The organism is Ruegeria sp. HKCCD7559 (assembly GCF_013110575.1).
Lineage (GTDB): Bacteria > Pseudomonadota > Alphaproteobacteria > Rhodobacterales > Rhodobacteraceae > Ruegeria.
The window spans coordinates 609,138-625,074 of sequence record NZ_WVQU01000001.1 but is presented as its reverse complement, the minus strand read 5'-3'; the positions used below and the strand labels follow the sequence as shown (position 1 = coordinate 625,074).

The window sequence follows — 15,937 nt, the reverse complement described above, 5'->3', positions numbered from 1 at the left end:
TTGACATCAGTCAAAGTTGGGGCGGTTCACCGCAGATTGATACGTAACACAGCCGCGCTGGCAAAGGGCAACAACGCGATGGTGGCCGCCGTGATCCCCGCCAGCATCAACAAAGACGTCTGCACGTCCATCCCCGTTGCCCCACGCCGGGCGACCTCGGCCCCGAAAATCAGGGTGGGGACGTAAAGCGGCAGCACCAAGAGCGACAACAGCAACCCGCCGCGCTTGAGACCGACGGTCAGGGCAGCACCGAATGTTCCGATCACGCTCATGGCCGGGGTGCCGATCAGCAGCGAGATGACAAGCCAGAAGAACCCCTGCGCAGGCAGGTTCAGCAGGACCCCCAGAAAAGGTGCGGCCAGAACCAAAGGCAGGCCTGTGGTCAGCCAGTGGGCCAGCGCCTTAATGGTCACGACTGATTCCAGCGGCAGCGGCGCCGTTGCCAGCAGGTCCAGCGATCCGTCCTCCCAGTCCAGCGCCAGAAGACGGTCAAGAGACAGCAGGCAGGCCAGCAACGCCCCCAGCCAGAGCACACCCGGCGCGATGGTGGTCAGCAGTGACGATTGTGGCCCCACTGCAAACGGCACCATCACGGTCACGATCAGGAAAAAGGCCAATCCCAAACCAAACCCGCCACCCGCTCGGAAGGCCAGTTTCAGGTCGCGCAGCAGAAGGGCGATCACAGGAAACCTCCGTCGAAATCGTCAATGGGTTTGGGTTTGGCCTTGTTCGGGCCGACGTCCAGAACCTCGCCATCCAGACCAAGGTCGATATGGGTCGCGATCAGGGCTGACCCACCCTGCCCCAGATGCGCGCGGACTGCATCGGCGAACATTTGCACCGCATTTCTGTCCAGCGAAACGGTCGGCTCGTCCAGCATCCAGATCGGCCGCCCGGTGACCAGCATGCGTGCCAGCCCCAGCCGCCGTTTCTGACCGGCCGACAGGTACCCCGCATGGCGATCCGACAGCTCGTTCAACTGGAACGCGTCCAGCGCCGTCTGGATGCCGTTGGTGCCAAAGACAGAAGCCCAGAACGTCAGGTTCTCGGATACAGTCAGCGTCGGTTTCAGCCCGTCCGAATGGGACGCATATGCAATCTGGTCTTCCGCGCCCTGGATCTGACCCTTCAGCGGCGGCTGCAACCCGGCCAATGTGCGCAGAAGGGTCGTTTTGCCGATCCCGTTCGGCCCACGCAGAATCAGCGCTTTGCCCGGAGGCAGCTGAAAGCTGAGATGTTCCAGGACGGGAATGCCACCACGGGTGATCGACAGGTCGGTTACAATCAGAGTCATGAGACCCGCTTATCGGAATGTCATCAGAGGCAAAAGGTGGGATTTGCCGCAGTTCGGCTGTGGGAGCTTTGAGCAAAGAGGTCCGAGTGAGGGGCCGGCCCCTCACACACCCCGGGATATTTTCGGCCAGATGAAGGGATCCCGTCAGACCGGGATCAGAGCAAGCGCTATTCGGCGACCTTCTGAGAGCAAGACATTGTAGGTGCGGCACGCAGCCGGAGAATTCATGATTTCGACGCCGACACCGGCACTCTCCAACCGGGTGCGCAAAGACTGGGGAATGTGGGCCATGTCTTTGCCAGTGCCGACAAGCAGAACGTCAATTTCATCAGCCAGTTCCAGAAGTGGTTGCGCATCTTCATAACCGCCCCAGATGGCAGGTCCTGCGGGGCCGGTCAGAACTGCGCCTTCGAACACATCACCGCCAATGCGGAAAAAACCGGGGCCGTAGCCATCAACCGGCTTGGCATCCGAAAACGTAACTTGGTTGAGGCGCATTCCTTCCCTCCTTCAATCCAGGATCGGCAAACCGGACACGACTGCTATCAGAATGACCGAATAAGCCGCAGTGCGATAGATCCGTTCGAGCTTTGGATCGAACAGAGCCTTGCCGATCAGTGTCGTGGTCAGATAGGGCAAGCCCAGCAGCAGGACAATCCAAAGGATCGACAGATCCGCAGCGCCTCCGATCAGGATGCTGAAGACGATGGCCACGTCCAGCAAAGCCAGAAAGATGATCGTGTTGGCACGAATCTTGCGCACATCTGAAGAGCTGGCCAGATAGAATACGATAACGACCGGGCCGGTCAGTCCGGTCATGCCACCGATCACGCCTGCGCTGCCTCCGATGGCCATCCGTCCGGGCACACCCAGCCGTCCCTGCCAGCGCCAGCCAGTGACGATCGCCAACAGGGTCACGCCGGTGATACCGCAGGCAATCCAGCGCAGAACGACCGTGTCGGCCTGTGCCATGACCCAAAGGCCAAGCGGCACGGTCAATGCCGCTGCAACGCCCAAAGTGCTGATTTCGGTCTTGTCGCATTCACGCCATGCCTGCGGCGCCAGCGCAAAGGTCGATACGATCCCGGTGGCTGCCATCAGAAAGACGACATCGGCAATCGGCAGAAATTGAGTGGCCACCGGAACAAAGATCATCGCGGTGCCAAAACCAGTGAAGCCGCGGACAAGTCCCGCGGCTCCGATGGTAAGAACCAACCAACCCAGCCCCGGCAGGGACAAGGCCTGTTGCAACGCCTCAGGCATCGATATTGGCAAACTGGTTGCCCGCCGTGTTGGACGGCTTGGACCAGTCGCGCTTGACCCCCAGCCACAACAGGATGGTCGAAGCGACGAAGACCGATGAATAAGTGCCCACGATCACGCCCCAGATCATCGCGAACACGAAGCCGCGGATCACATCGCCGCCCAGAACATAAAGTGAGATCAACGCCAGCAACGTCGTGACCGAGGTCATCACCGTCCGGCTGAGGGTCTCGTTGATCGAAATGTTCAGCACCTCTTTGAGGTCTTTCTTTTTGTACTTCCGCAGATTTTCACGCACCCGGTCGAAAACGACCACGGTATCGTTCAGCGAATAACCGACGATGGTCAGAAGGGCCGCGATAATGGCCAGATCAAACCGGATTTGCAGTTCCGAGAAGATGCCGATGGTCAGGATCACATCGTGAACCAGTGCCGCCACGGCCCCCAACGCAAACTGCCATTCGAACCGTAGCCAGATATAGACAAGCACCGCGCCAATCGCCAAAGCCACCGCGATGACGGCGGTCTGGATCAACTCGCCCGAGACCTTGGGGCCGACGGATTCTACGGAGACGAACTGAATATCAGGTATTTCCTGCTGCAACGCGTCCTCGACGGCGGTGATGGTCGCTGCTTCGACAGCCTCGGCATCTTCCTGCGCTTGGATGCGGATCATCGCAACGTTTTCGTCATCCGCAAAGGTTGGATCGAAAATCTCGGTGATGGTCACATCGCCCAGTTCCAGCGGGGCGATGGCATCTCGGTATGTGCCCACATCGATCTCGACCGCGCTTTGCGTCCGGATCGTCGTGCCACCGCGGAAATCAATACCGAAATTCAGCCCTTGCAGCATGAACGAGGTGAAGGCAATCACCATCATCAGGCCGGAAATGCCCAACCAGACCTTCCAGCGGTTGAAGAAATCGAACGAGGTGTTCTGGGGTACGAGTTTCAGTCTCATGTCAAACCTCGATCGTTTTCGGACGGCGGCGTTCGAACCACATCACGACCATCAGGCGCGTCACGAAGATCGCGGTGAAGACCGAGGTCAGAATGCCGAGGCCCAGAGTGATTGCAAAGCCGCGCACCGGGCCACTGCCCATGGCAAACAGGATCACGGCGGTGATGAATGTGGTCACGTTCGCATCCAGAATGGCAGACAGCGCCTTTTCATAGCCCAGTTCGATTGCGCGCGCCGGACCTTTGGCGGATTTCAATTCCTCGCGGATACGTTCAAAGATCAGCACGTTGGCGTCCACCGCCATACCGACAGTCAATACGATCCCCGCGATACCCGGCAGGGTCAAGGTTGCTCCGATCATGGACAGCAGACCGAACAACAGGCCCACATTGATGATCAGCGCGATGTTGGCGAAGATCCCGAACAGACCATAGCTGAGCGCCATGAAAACCAGTACTGCCACAAAGGCCACGATTGTGGCGACTTTGCCCGCGTCGATACTGTCCTGCCCCAACTCGGGTCCGATGGTACGTTCTTCGAGGAATTCCAGGCCGGCAGGCAGTGCGCCCGCTCGCAGCAGGACGGCCAGATTGGTGCTTTCCTCAACCGTAAAGTTGCCGGTGATGATGCCTGAACCGCCCGGAATATGACTTTGGATCACGGGGGCCGAAATTACCTCGTCGTCCAGAACGATGGCAAAGGGGGCTCCGATATTGTCGCGGGTATAATCCCCGAATTTGCGCGCACCAGACGTGTTGAACCGGAAATTGACCGCAGGGCGACCGTTTTGGTCGAATGCGGGCTGCGCATCGACCAGTTCCTCTCCGGTAACGACCGGAGCGGATTCAATGGTGTAGTAAACACCGCTTTCGTCAATCGACGGCACAATTTCTTCGCCGATGCCTGCAACGGCATCCGGATTGGTGCCGCGTCCGGCGACCGGGTTAAAGGTCAGTTGCGCCGTCGTGCCGATGATCTCTTTCAACTCACCCGCGCTGCCGATGCCAGGCACCTGAATCAGGATACGATCGGCACCCTGACGCTGAATGGTCGGCTCTCGGGTGCCCACTTCGTCGATCCGGCGGCGGATGATTTCCAACGATTGACGCACTGTGCGGTCGTCTGAGGCCAGTTTTTCTGCCTCGGACAACTGAACGACAATCGTGTCGCCTTCGGCACGTGCCTCGATATCCGTTGCCCCGACACCGGTCAGGGTCTGCACTTGACGGGCAAGACCGCGCACGACCTCCAGTGCCCGCGCCATGCCCTCAGGCTGGCTGATGCGCACGCGAATCTCATCTGGGGCCGATTCCTGACGGCGGACCGTCCCGACGGTCGAGCGCTCATCGCGCAGGGCGTCACGGATATCTGGCCACATCGCCTCCATCCGGGATTCGTAGACGTCCTGCACCTGAACTTCGGCCAACAGATGTGCACCGCCGCGCAGGTCAAGGCCCAGATTGACCAGCGACGAGGGCAGCCAGTTCGGCCATTGCCCCGCCTCGACCTGCAACTCGGGCGTATCCACGCCCAGCTCGATCGCGGCTTTGGCGTCGTTTGATTGCTCGACCCGTGTGTAAAACGCATTTGGCAGGGCCATGATCAGGCCAGTCACGCAGACCAGCCAGATCAGAACCCGCTTCCAGGTATCAATGTGCAGCATTACCCTGCCTTTTCAAGGATTTGTAAGGTGGTGTTATTTCGCGGGTTCGGTTTTGTTCAGAACCTGGGCGATGGTCGATTTGACCACACGCACTTTGACACCTTCGGCGATCTCGACTTCGATCTCGTTATCGCCTTCCTTGACCTTCGACACTTTGCCGATCAGCCCGCCCTGGGTGACAACCTGATCCCCCCGACGCACGGCATCGACCATGGCCTGATGTTCCTTCATTTTCTTCTGCTGCGGACGGATCAGCAGGAAATACATGATCGCAAAGATCAGGATCAGCGGGAGAAACTGGGCGATTGCGCCACCTTCCATGGGATATTCCTTTGTTCAGATCTTGCGGCACCGTTCCGCAAATTTTGCCGGAACCTATGCTTTGAAATGCGTGTTTGCAAGCAAAGGTGGTCATGTGATCGGCCGCAACCTGAGAAAGGTGCCACACGAACCGGTAAATCGTTGCAGATATGTCCTATGCAGGTATTTCAAATTGGCTATAGTCGAACATCAGGGGGGGCAATGAGAGCTAGATACAAACCATTCCAATCGTTGACGCTTTTGCTGTCCTTGCTGAGCTTGATCCTGTGTCTGGCCGCGCCGGTGAAGGCCCAGGAATTGCCTGCCGAAGCCACCGAACCCGAGGCGGAAGAAACCGAAAGTTTCAAGGCGCCCGTCATCGTGGACGGCGACATGTTGTTCTTCCTGCGCGGCTCCAGCGCTCTGCCCGCGCCGGAACGTGCCGAAAGCGTGCAGAACAAGATTATTGAGGTGGCCGAAGCCTCTGAAAGCCCCACCGTCGACATCACCTTTGAAGAAACCGACCTAGGCATACGCATTCGCGCCGACGGTGAAATCGTATCGATCGTGACGCTTGCAGACGCCGAACTGGATCAGATGGAGCTGGACGTCCTCGGCTTACTGCATGGTCAGGCCATCGAAGAGGCCATCCTTGCCTACCGCTCCAACCGTACAGATCAAGCCCGGGTATCCGGAGCGATTGAGGCCGCTGGATGGACCTTAGGCTTTGTCGTCTTCGTGCTGGTTATCCTTTGGCTTCACCGGCGGATCAGGCGGCGCACTCTGAAACTAGTAAAGCGTTATTTGAAGGATGTCGAAACGGCGACGGCCAAAAGCGTTCAGGCCGAAGCAATCGCCGCCCTGATCCGATACGGGCTGAATTTTGCCCTGTTGGTCATCTTCTTTCTCGGCTTCTACTACTACCTGTCCTTCGTTCTACTGGCCTTTGCGGAAACACGCTATTTCGCGCAACTGCTGCTGACCTATCTGACAGAACCGGTACTGCTGATATTCAAGGGAATACTCAGCTATATCCCAAACCTGATTATGCTCAGCCTGATCGCATGGGTCACGTTGTACATAATCAAGGGCATGCGCGTGTTCTTCGACGCGGTCGAAGCCGGTTCGTTCGAAATGGGCGATTTTGAAAAACACTGGGTCAATCCGACGTTCAACATCGCTCGGGTTATCGTGATTCTGATCGCGCTCGTCTTTGCCGTTCCCTACATTCCCGGTTCGGATTCGGCCGCCTTCCAGGGTCTGACCATTCTGGTCGGCGCCATGCTGTCGCTGGGTGCCAACTCGGTCGTGTCCAACATGCTGGCGGGGCTTTTCGTGATCTATCGCCGCTCCACGTCAATTGGCGACCGCATTCAGATCGGGGACCATATTGGCGACGTGGTTCAGATCAAACTGATGGAGACGCATCTGAAATCCATCAAGAACGAGCTGATTTCGATCCCGAACGCTCAATTGATGAATTCGGACGTTGTGAATTTCTCGAAGAAAACCGATGGCAGTGGGTTGCTGCTGCACACGACGGTTGGCATCGGATATGAAGAACCGCCCGAAAAGGTCGAAGCAATGCTGATCGAGGCGGCCAACCGCACCAAGGGCATCAAGGCCAAACCTGAACCTTTCGTACTGTGGACAGCGCTGGCCGACTACGCCATCAATTATCAGATCAACGGTTACACCACCCGCGGCAGCATCATTCCCAAAATCCGCTCGGACCTGCATCGCAATATTGTCGCCGTTTTCAACGAGAACAAAGTGCAGATCATGACGCCATCTTACATGGCTGATCCGCCAGAACCAAAAATCCCGGCGAATGAATGGGATGGTCATCTGGCACATGAATCGCACGAGGAAGCGGATAAGTCGTAACCGGCGCTACACCCTGCCCCACAGATGGTGCATAAGCGGTTTCAGTGATTCACGCATTCAAGGATCTGAGACATGCACGACATCCGCGCCATTCGCGAAAACCCTGCCGCTTTCGACGCCGCTTTAGCGCGCCGTGGGGACGCGCCGGTGTCGTCAGATGTGCTCAGGCTGGACGAAAGCCGCCGCGCCAAGATTCTGGCGGCCGAAACAGCGCAAGCCGAACAGAACAAGGCGTCCAAGGAAGTCGGGGCTGCCAAAGCTCGAGGCGACGAAGCCGAATTCGAACGCCTGCGCGCGCTGGTTGCCGAGAAAAAAGCCGAAATCGCGCGGATGCAGACCGAGGCCAAGGATCTGGATGCCCTGCTGACGGATCAGTTGATCCGGATCGCAAATCTGCCCGCCGAGGATGTGCCGGATGGCGTGGATGAAAACGACAATGTCGAGATCAGCCGCTGGGGCACACCGTTTGAGCTGGGTTTTGCGCCCAAGGAACACTTCGAGATCGAAGCCGTTCAGCAAGGCATGGATTTCGAAACCGCAGCCAAACTCTCGGGTTCGCGATTTGTGCTGCTGTCCGGTGGCGTCGCCCGTATTCATCGCGCTTTGGCGCAGTTCATGCTGGATACGCATATCACCGAAAACGGGCTGACCGAGGTGAATGGCCCGGTTCTGGTTCTGTCCGAGATGATGCAGGGCACCGGCCAATTGCCGAAATTTGGCGAAGACAGCTATCAGACCCGCGAAGGCTGGTGGCTTATCCCGACCTCCGAAGTGTCGCTGACCAATATCGTAAACGACAGCTTGATCGAGGAAAGCTATCTGCCCCGACGCTACACCGCGCATTCCCTGTGCTTCCGGTCCGAGGCCGGATCCGCGGGCAAAGACACCCGCGGGATGTTGCGGCAGCACCAGTTCGAAAAGGTCGAGATGGTTTCGATCACGCATCCGGACAAATCGGATGAAGAACAAAAGCGCATGCTGCGCTGCGCCGAGGGCATTCTGGAAAAGCTGGGCATTCCTTACCGCACTGTCATCCTGTGTACCGGTGACATGGGCTTTGGCGCCCGCCGCACCTATGATATCGAGGCCTGGTTACCCGGTCAGGACACCTATCGCGAAATCAGCTCGGTTTCGACATGCGGTGATTTCCAGGCCCGCCGCATGAACGCTAGGTTCCGCCCCGAAGGTGGCGGCAAGCCGGAATACGTCCATACGCTGAACGGTTCAGGTTTGGCTGTTGGGCGTTGCCTGATTGCCGTGCTGGAAAATGGCCAGAACGCGGACGGCACCGTGACCCTGCCCGAAGTCCTAAGCCCCTATCTGGGCGGCAAACTGACCCTGCAACTGGACGGCACACTAGCCTGAAAAACGAAACCGGCACCATGAGGCGCCGGTTCACAATGCAAGACGGGGCGAAGGAATTTACTTCTTCGCCTTTTTCTTGTCCTTCTTGCTATCTTTCTTCTTGTCACTTTTTTTCTTGCCTTTCTCGGCGTCTTTTTTGCCCTTCTTGGCGTCTTTTTTCTTTTCGTCCTTTTTCGATTTTTTGTCCTTCTTGGACTTTGCTTTCACCTTATCCTTGGCCTTGGAAAACGCGGCTTCCATTTCTTTGCGTTTCTTGGCGGCTTTTTCAGCTTTCGCCTTGGCCTTGGCCTTTTTCTTGGCTGCGGCTTCGGCTTTTTCGGCCGCCGCTTGTTCTTCTGCCGCTTTGCGTGCAGCTTCTTCCGCCCGTTTTTCTGCCGCTACAGCGGCCACGGTCTTGCGCGGGGCGGCTTTTCGTGTCGCCGGCTTTCGGGCGGCTGGTTTTGCGGTTGCTGGTTTCCGTGCCGCTGGCTTTCGTGCCGGCGCCTTGCGCGCGCCAGACTTACCGGCGGCAAGCGTTGCGGCTATTGCCGCTTTTGCGGCTTCGATCAATACGGCGGCGCGGCTCTCACCGACCCGAGGAACCTTGACCAGATCTGCGGGTGACGCCTTCGCTATCGCTTCCGCGGTCTTAAAGCCATTGGCTGCAAGGGCTTTTTTCAGCGCCTCTCCCACACCTTTTACGTCGGTCACTACAGTCATCCAAAGGTCCTTTCTCCATCTCCCTGCCTCATCGCATATACACTGGATATGCATATCCGCAAGTTCAGCACTTGCCTTCTCGGAACCAATGGATCAGCTATGCGCCAGCCCAGCGGTTCGGTCATTTTTCGGGAATGGCACGAGGCGTTTCGCATCCTCATCCCAAAGCTTGAGGTTCAAAGCCGCTACAGCCTCGGGGAACTTGATCCGACGAGGCGTGAAATCAGGCGGCAGATTATAGTGGCAGGCCCGCAACCGGTACGATGGGATACGCGCGTTGTAATGGTGGATGTCATGTAACGTGATACAGGCGACGGCGGTATCGAACCACCATCCGAAATCCAGTGCGGAAGATCCATGCAACGCTGCGGTCTGCGGGTTCAGGTCAGGACGGCGATCCCAATAGGTATCTTCAAAATTGTGTTGCAGATACACGAGAAACACACCCAGCATTCCGCCCAGAAACGAAAACACCAGCCAGACCAGAATACCGGTCAAGCCCGCCACCAGGTACAACAGGCCCAAAAATACGATGATCGATGCATTGTGCAGCAAGACGCCTGCGACACCGAAACGAACAGTGTTCTTGGGCCAGCGATAGCGAATGAAATATGTGAACAGCGCACCGACCGGCACCAGGATGAAAGGGTTTCGATACAACCTGTAAAACAAACGGGTTTTCCAGTCCGCGTCCTGCCATTCCCGCAATGTCATCGTGTGAATTTCACCGGTCTCACGATGCTCGAGGTTTCCGATCCCCGCGTGGTGCAGATTGTGGTTCTGTTTCATCACCTCGAACGGTGCAAAGGTGAATGGCGAAAGACCATGCCCTGCCCATTCGTTCTGCATTCGCGTTTCAAACAGCGAATGGTGCCCGCAATCATGTTGCAGCACATAAAGGCGTACCGCCGAAAAGGCGAAGACGATCCCGGCCGGGATCATGATGTACCAGCGGTCCACGAACACGATCGCCAGAGACAGCGATGCGAAATACACCGCGAACGTGCCAAAATAGCTCAGTGCAGCCAATCTGTTGTCCTGAACTGCGTAGTGTCTTGTGTATTCCCTCAGATCCATCCAGTCCGCTCCCCACGATGGCCCTGTTTTAATCTGTTAAAAATCCAGGCGCGGCTTGACCGCGTGCAGGCAATGCATGTGCTGACAGATGCACACACGTGAATGCTAGCGCGCAGAACAGGGGCTGTCACGCCCTCAGAGCGAAAACGCTGAAAATTGGCGCAGTTACGCGCTTGCGTGACGATCACCAGCGCCGAATAACGCGCCCTGGCAAGTGGGAAGCGCCCGGGAAAACAGCCCCGCAATGTCGCGGAACGCTTCAGCAGTATTCGAAAACCTCCCTTTGAGTTGACGCTTGGGAAACTTCCAGTAAGAGTAAGAAGCAGTGTTTTAAGGCATGTTGATTGACTTATTCGAGAAATATATTGCCATTGGCGCCATTGTTCTGCGCCTCGCTTGCTGGGTGCTCTTATAACGGTTTCGGCACCTCATCTTCAGCCGCCATCGTGACTGGCAATGCAATTGTGCACGAGCTGCGCGGTCGCGGGCTGCATGTTGCTACGATGCGCGGCACGGCAATCTTCAGCTTGGGCATCTATCACGAGGTTCTGGTTTTTGCCGGAAATTGCGAAGATGGCCCGGCAAGGCTGACAGACCGTCAGGCACTGATCAAAAACCAAACTCTTGCAGCATCCGTGACAGACACGACAGGGCTGGAGATCGCCCTTGGCCGCAGATGGAGCGGCCTGACCCTTGGCCGCCATCAGGCCGCTGTTCTGGTGGATGTGCCACAGGGCGCCGAAATCTCCCGCAGCCTGCATCTGGATCTGACTGACCTGTCGGCAACCAGCGTTGATCAACAGGATGACACTCTGTGCACGAAGGAGACAGGGACGTGAAAAAATTATTTATTTTGTTTGGGTTAAGCAGTGTTTGGGGATGTGGCGATACGCTTTATGTCGCGCATGATACAGTTGTCGGTATCAATGCCGCCGTCAGCGCCAATCGGCAGCAAGGCCAGGTTGTGATCGGTTATGACAGAGATTTCGCTGCCGTGGTTCCCGTGATTGAACCAGGCAAGGTCGGTCCCGACGGCACATCGCGCACAGATCGCGAGGCTATGGCCGTATTCGGCTGCACACGGATGGAAACCAAGAGCATTTTCTTGACCCGATACTCAGACGTCATTTCCACCGGAGACGCCGCAAACAAACTTGCAAAGACGCTTGGAACAAAAAACCGAACCGATGGTGCCGCGAGACTGGTCACCTGCGGTGAAGACAAAGAGGGAAAAGACAAGGACACCGGCAATGAACAGGGCAATGACAACCAATCGACCGGAGGAAATGGCAATGGCTGACAACCCAAGACTTTCTTGGATCATCCTCCTGGCAATCGGGGGCTTTGGCCTTGTCGGCTGCACCTCGATTCAGGATCGCAGTTTGGTCTATGGGGAACGCAGCGGCGTGAACATCGCCTTGCGCTCTGATCCCGCCAAGGCGCTGCCTGTCGAGGTCAATGCAGGTGTACAGCGCCGCGTGACAACGCTGGTTCCGCCCATATCGCGCGATCAAAACAAACGACCCAATGATGAGGCGGTCAGTTTAGTTTCGACATTTGACCTGACCTATGACAATGCCGACGCTTCCAAAGGTCTTTTCGGAGGTCGGACGCGAATTGCATCGATCTTTACGACAGGTTCAGCCGCGACCGAGCTGGCGACGGCCATTGAACAGGGCAATGGGACGTCAGAGGGTATCGCCAATGCCGCAGAAGCGAACCGCGCATTCGTACTTGGGCACGATTGAGTCAGTCCGCCTGTGTCATCAAAGCCCTGATTCTGGTGCGTAGCTTACCCGCGCCCCTTCAGATGCTTGGCCAATGCGCCCGCGTTTTTCTTGCGCCGACCCTTGTAGGGGTTCTTGTCCCCCTGCCCGCGCAGCGTCAGGCGGATCGGTGTTCCGGGCATGTCGAAATCCTGCCGTAAACCGTTCACCAAGTAACGGGTATAGCTTTCAGGCATTTTGTCGGGATGCGAACACATCACCACAAACCCCGGGGGTCGGGTCTTGGCCTGCGTCATGTAGCGCAGTTTGATCCGGCGTCCCTGTGGGGCTGGCGGCGGGTGTTGTTCCTGCATGGCCGTCAGCCAGCGGTTCAGAGCGGCAGTCGGCACCCGGCGGTTCCAGACGTCATGGGCGCGCAGGATCGCGTCGCGCAAACGCTCCAGTCCCCGGCCCGTCTTGGCGGAAACCGTGATCAGCGGCGCGCCGCGAAGTTGCGGCAGCAGCCGGTCAAACGACTCTTTCAACTCGCGCAGCTTTTCCTGCTTGTTGTCTTCGATGTCCCATTTGTTGACGGCGACGACAACGGCCCTGCCTTCACGCTCGGCCAAATCGGCAATCCGCAGATCTTGCTGTTCAAACGGGATCGCGGCGTCCAGCAACACAACGACGACCTCGGCAAATTTTACCGCGCGCAGGCCGTCGGACACGGAGAGCTTTTCTAGCTTTTCCTGTACTTTTGCTTTCTTGCGCATCCCTGCGGTGTCAAAGATCCGCATCGGCGTGCTTTGACCGTCCGGGTCAGCCCAGTCGATTCGCAAGCTGATTGCGTCACGCGTGATGCCAGCCTCTGGCCCGGTCAACAGACGGTCTTCGCCGATGATCTTGTTGATCAAGGTGGATTTGCCCGCATTCGGACGCCCCACCACCGCAACCTGCAAGGGCTTGGCTGCGGTGATCAGCGGCGTCTCGCCCTCACCGTCTTCGTCCAGTTCAATGTCCGTTTGCGGGGCTTCCTCGACTTGTTTTTCCTCTGCCGCGTCTGCCAGAGGCATCAGCTGCGCATAAAGGTCCGTCATCCCTTCACCATGTTCGCCCGACAAGCGGACCGGTTCACCCAGACCAAGGTTGTAAGCTTCCAGAACACCCGCATCCGCAGCATTGCCTTCGGCCTTGTTGGCCGCAAGGATCACGTGCTTGGACCGTTTGCGCAGGATCTCCGCGAACATTTCATCCGTTGGTGTCACACCCACGCGCGCGTCGATCATGAACAGGCAGACATCAGCCATGTCCACGGCACGTTCCGTCAGACGGCGCATCCGCCCCTGAAGGCTGTCATCCGTCGCGTCCTCAAGACCCGCCGTATCAATCACGGTAAAGCGCAGATCGCCCAGACGCCCTTCGCCTTCGCGCAGGTCACGCGTCACGCCGGGCTGGTCGTCGACCAGGGCCAGACGTTTGCCCACAAGGCGGTTGAACAGGGTGGATTTGCCCACATTCGGGCGCCCCACGATGGCGAGGGTCAGCGACATGATACTCAACTTTCAAGACTCAAGAAGCGCCCTTTAGCGCATCTTGCTGTCAACGGAAAGCGTGTAGATCTCCCTTGGAGGAAACGACATACAGCGTTTGCCCGGCAACAACCGGAGCCGTAGTTGCACCTCCGGGAACTTCGACCTGGTGAACCAGTGCCCCGTTAACCGGATTGAAGAAGCGCAGATACCCGTCATTGGACGCAATCACAATACGGCCTCCGGCCAGGATCGGACCGTAATGTGCAAAGATCGGACCGCGGCGGCCTCGCTTGTCCTTGACAAAGCTTGGCAGATCCTGCGCCCAGATGACCGAGCCATCGGCCGCATTCAAGCGCACCAGCTGACTGCGGTCACTGATCAGGAAGATGCTGTTGCCTGCAGGCCAGACAGTATCAACCGCACCTTCATCGGCGGTCCAGCGGCGTTCACCGGTGGCGGCGTCAAAGGCAACGGTCCGGCCAGAATGGTTGCCGATATAGATTGTGTTTCCGACAACCATCGGACTGCCGGTCACGTCAACGATCTGCGCGGCGGCCCGTCCCCGCCGCCCGCCTGCGACCGACGCATTCCAGCGACGGATGCCCCCACGGCGGAAGGTGGCCGCAACATCGCCGGACCCGAATGCAAACACTGCCAGGTCCGAGGCAATCACCGGTGCCGGTGCGCCCAGAACGTTACCGACGCTGGGCGTGCCTTCGATTTGCCAGGCGATACGCCCGTCCTTGGTGTTGATGGTCCACCCGGTTTCGTCCCCCGCGACAAGGTACAACAACCCGTCATTGACCATCGGAGAGCCGCTTCCGGTTGCGTCCAATCGCTTCTGCCACCGCACGGCGCCCGTTTTTGCATCCAATGCGGTCAGTCGCCCAAACCCGGACGACACGTAGAGAACGCCGTTCGAATAGGCCAAGCCGCCACCGGTGGCGTCTGCATCACCGTCACTTGGCGGAACCAGATCGGTATCCCAAGCCAACTGGCCCTGCGGCGTGACCGCTGACACCGTCGCCCCCGCATCCAGTGTATAAATCAACCCGCCCGCAACCACCGGTTCGGCGGTGATACGTTGCTTGCGCGAGTCGCCCTGCCCGATCGACACAGACCAGACCCGCTGTGGCGAGCCACGCAGTGCCGCGTTCGTGGTTCGGAAAGCAGCCGTCCCCGGGCTTTGCGGCCAGCTGGCATTCGCTTTTTGAGCTGGCAGGCTGATGGGCTGAGAGCCGCTCTTTTCCACTGTTTCCAGATCAGACGCCGGACGGATGTCTTCACGTTCTCCGGGCAAGATCGCTTCAGGGGGTTCACAGGCGGTCAATGCGGTCAAAGCCAGTGCCGCAACCGGCAATCCCGCGCGGGAAATTAGTCTTGTTACCATGATGTTCCGAACTCGCCTGTCATTAAGTCTTTTGTCCCGCCTGGTCAGCCCTGCTGTGCCACCAATGGCTCGGGTTCGCCGCCCAATGCAACTATCAGTTGGGCCGCACGTTGTTGCAGATCAATACCGACCTCGGCGTCCTGACGCAGCGCCTGCAAGCGGTCCAGTGCCGCATCGACATTGCCCTCGGACACGTCGATCAGGGCCAGTTGCTCCTCGGCCAGCAGTCGAAGGGGCGCACCCGGCGCCGCCAGCGCTTCGAACTGCTGTCGACGGTCAGCGGCGGGCAAGGTGTCGCTTTGCAACAACAGCGCCTTGAAGCTTGCGATCGCGCGATAGATCTCGGGCAAATCCCCCTGCACGGCAACCGCGTTCAGACTGTTGACCGCCTCTTCGCGCGATCCCGCTTCAAGCTGAGACGCAGACAGCAGCATGTTCAGAACAGCATTCCCGCCCGGCGACTGCGCCTCGGTTTCCCGCAAACCGGCCGCCCGTGCATCAGAATCGTTTTCCGACAGAGCCGCCAGAATCGAGTCACCCAGATCCTGCGCCTGCGCCGTATCGCGGGATTTGCGGTATTCATTGAACGCCGCCCCGCCGACAATCAGCGCGACCGCCGCCACACCAACCCAACCCCAGCGGCGCAGCAGCAGATACATCCGATCACGGCGTACCTCTTCCGTGACCTCATCAATAAAACTGTCGGTGTCGCTCATTCCTGCCCCCTGGGCTGTGTGTCTTGCATAAGTGCGCCATGTCATACCCCGGCACCAACGCCAAGCCAAGGGTCCGATTTTGCG

The 15,937-nt window shown here is 58.2% G+C and carries 17 protein-coding genes; 5 read left to right on the top strand and 12 right to left on the bottom strand.

Annotated elements, in window-relative coordinates; genetic code table 11:
• Positions 1-26: 26 nt before the first annotated feature.
• The 7 genes from ccmB to yajC form a co-directional block, all read right to left on the bottom strand.
• A complete protein-coding gene (gene ccmB, locus GS605_RS03100; RefSeq protein ID WP_171631417.1) occupies positions 27-683 on the bottom strand; it encodes a heme exporter protein CcmB in 657 nt (218 codons plus the stop codon).
• Positions 680-1,294, bottom strand: a complete 615-nt coding sequence (gene ccmA, locus GS605_RS03095) for a heme ABC exporter ATP-binding protein CcmA (protein WP_171723029.1) — start codon at positions 1,292-1,294, stop codon at positions 680-682. Before ccmA ends, ccmB begins: the two co-directional genes overlap by 4 nt.
• Positions 1,295-1,438: 144 nt before the next feature.
• Positions 1,439-1,792 (bottom strand): Mth938-like domain-containing protein, encoded by a 354-nt coding sequence (locus GS605_RS03090; RefSeq protein ID WP_171631397.1) that lies wholly within the window; start codon positions 1,790-1,792, stop codon positions 1,439-1,441.
• Positions 1,793-1,804: 12 nt separating this feature from the next.
• Positions 1,805-2,569: a sulfite exporter TauE/SafE family protein gene (locus GS605_RS03085; RefSeq protein ID WP_371807725.1), complete on the bottom strand. Its 765-nt coding sequence runs from the start codon at positions 2,567-2,569 to the stop codon at positions 1,805-1,807.
• A complete protein-coding gene (secF, locus tag GS605_RS03080; RefSeq protein WP_171723028.1) occupies positions 2,550-3,518 on the bottom strand; it encodes a protein translocase subunit SecF in 969 nt (322 codons plus the stop codon). The genes GS605_RS03085 and secF overlap by 20 nt, the downstream gene beginning before the upstream one ends.
• A 1-nt stretch (position 3,519) precedes the next feature.
• The gene (secD, locus tag GS605_RS03075; RefSeq protein ID WP_171631395.1) at positions 3,520-5,181 is read right to left on the bottom strand and encodes a protein translocase subunit SecD; all 1,662 of its coding nucleotides are present in this window, start codon (positions 5,179-5,181) and stop codon (positions 3,520-3,522) included.
• A gap of 33 nt (positions 5,182-5,214) precedes the next feature.
• A complete protein-coding gene (yajC, locus tag GS605_RS03070; RefSeq protein ID WP_117868574.1) occupies positions 5,215-5,502 on the bottom strand; it encodes a preprotein translocase subunit YajC in 288 nt (95 codons plus the stop codon).
• A gap of 201 nt (positions 5,503-5,703) precedes the next feature.
• Between yajC and GS605_RS03065 the strand changes: the two genes are divergently transcribed.
• The gene (locus tag GS605_RS03065; RefSeq protein ID WP_171723027.1) at positions 5,704-7,368 is read left to right on the top strand and encodes a mechanosensitive ion channel family protein; all 1,665 of its coding nucleotides are present in this window, start codon (positions 5,704-5,706) and stop codon (positions 7,366-7,368) included.
• Positions 7,369-7,440: 72 nt separating this feature from the next.
• Positions 7,441-8,733: a serine--tRNA ligase gene (gene serS, locus GS605_RS03060; protein WP_171723026.1), complete on the top strand. Its 1,293-nt coding sequence runs from the start codon at positions 7,441-7,443 to the stop codon at positions 8,731-8,733.
• A 57-nt stretch (positions 8,734-8,790) separates the two neighbouring features.
• Here serS and GS605_RS03055 read toward each other — a convergent pair whose 3' ends face one another.
• Together GS605_RS03055 and GS605_RS03050 are read right to left on the bottom strand one after the other, a co-directional pair.
• Positions 8,791-9,432: a helix-hairpin-helix domain-containing protein gene (locus GS605_RS03055; RefSeq protein ID WP_171723025.1), complete on the bottom strand. Its 642-nt coding sequence runs from the start codon at positions 9,430-9,432 to the stop codon at positions 8,791-8,793.
• Positions 9,433-9,525: 93 nt separating this feature from the next.
• Positions 9,526-10,509 (bottom strand): fatty acid desaturase, encoded by a 984-nt coding sequence (locus tag GS605_RS03050; RefSeq protein ID WP_171723024.1) that lies wholly within the window; start codon positions 10,507-10,509, stop codon positions 9,526-9,528.
• A 446-nt stretch (positions 10,510-10,955) separates the two neighbouring features.
• Between GS605_RS03050 and GS605_RS03045 the strand changes: the two genes are divergently transcribed.
• Genes GS605_RS03045 through GS605_RS03035 form a run of 3 tightly spaced genes read left to right on the top strand, consistent with a single transcriptional unit; the run spans position 10,956 to position 12,257 of the window.
• Complete coding sequence (locus tag GS605_RS03045; protein WP_171723023.1) at positions 10,956-11,348, top strand: hypothetical protein; 393 nt, start codon at positions 10,956-10,958, stop codon at positions 11,346-11,348.
• Positions 11,324-11,809, top strand: a complete 486-nt coding sequence (locus GS605_RS03040) for a hypothetical protein (protein ID WP_171723022.1) — start codon at positions 11,324-11,326, stop codon at positions 11,807-11,809. Before GS605_RS03045 ends, GS605_RS03040 begins: the two co-directional genes overlap by 25 nt.
• On the top strand, positions 11,802-12,257 hold the full coding sequence (locus tag GS605_RS03035; protein ID WP_171631377.1) for a hypothetical protein: 456 nt from the start codon (positions 11,802-11,804) through the stop codon (positions 12,255-12,257). Before GS605_RS03040 ends, GS605_RS03035 begins: the two co-directional genes overlap by 8 nt.
• A gap of 44 nt (positions 12,258-12,301) precedes the next feature.
• On the opposite strand, the gene der is transcribed toward GS605_RS03035, so the two are convergent.
• The 3 genes from der to GS605_RS03020 are packed head-to-tail and all read right to left on the bottom strand — an operon-like array spanning position 12,302 to position 15,853.
• Complete coding sequence (der, locus tag GS605_RS03030) at positions 12,302-13,765, bottom strand: ribosome biogenesis GTPase Der (RefSeq protein ID WP_171723021.1); 1,464 nt, start codon at positions 13,763-13,765, stop codon at positions 12,302-12,304.
• Positions 13,766-13,814: 49 nt separating this feature from the next.
• Entirely contained in the window at positions 13,815-15,137 is a 1,323-nt protein-coding gene (locus tag GS605_RS03025) for a PQQ-like beta-propeller repeat protein (protein WP_171723020.1), read from the bottom strand.
• A 44-nt stretch (positions 15,138-15,181) separates the two neighbouring features.
• Positions 15,182-15,853 carry a hypothetical protein gene (locus tag GS605_RS03020; RefSeq protein WP_171631369.1) on the bottom strand — a complete coding sequence of 224 codons (672 nt, stop codon included), beginning with the start codon at positions 15,851-15,853 and terminating at the stop codon, positions 15,182-15,184.
• Positions 15,854-15,937: the final 84 nt, after the last annotated feature.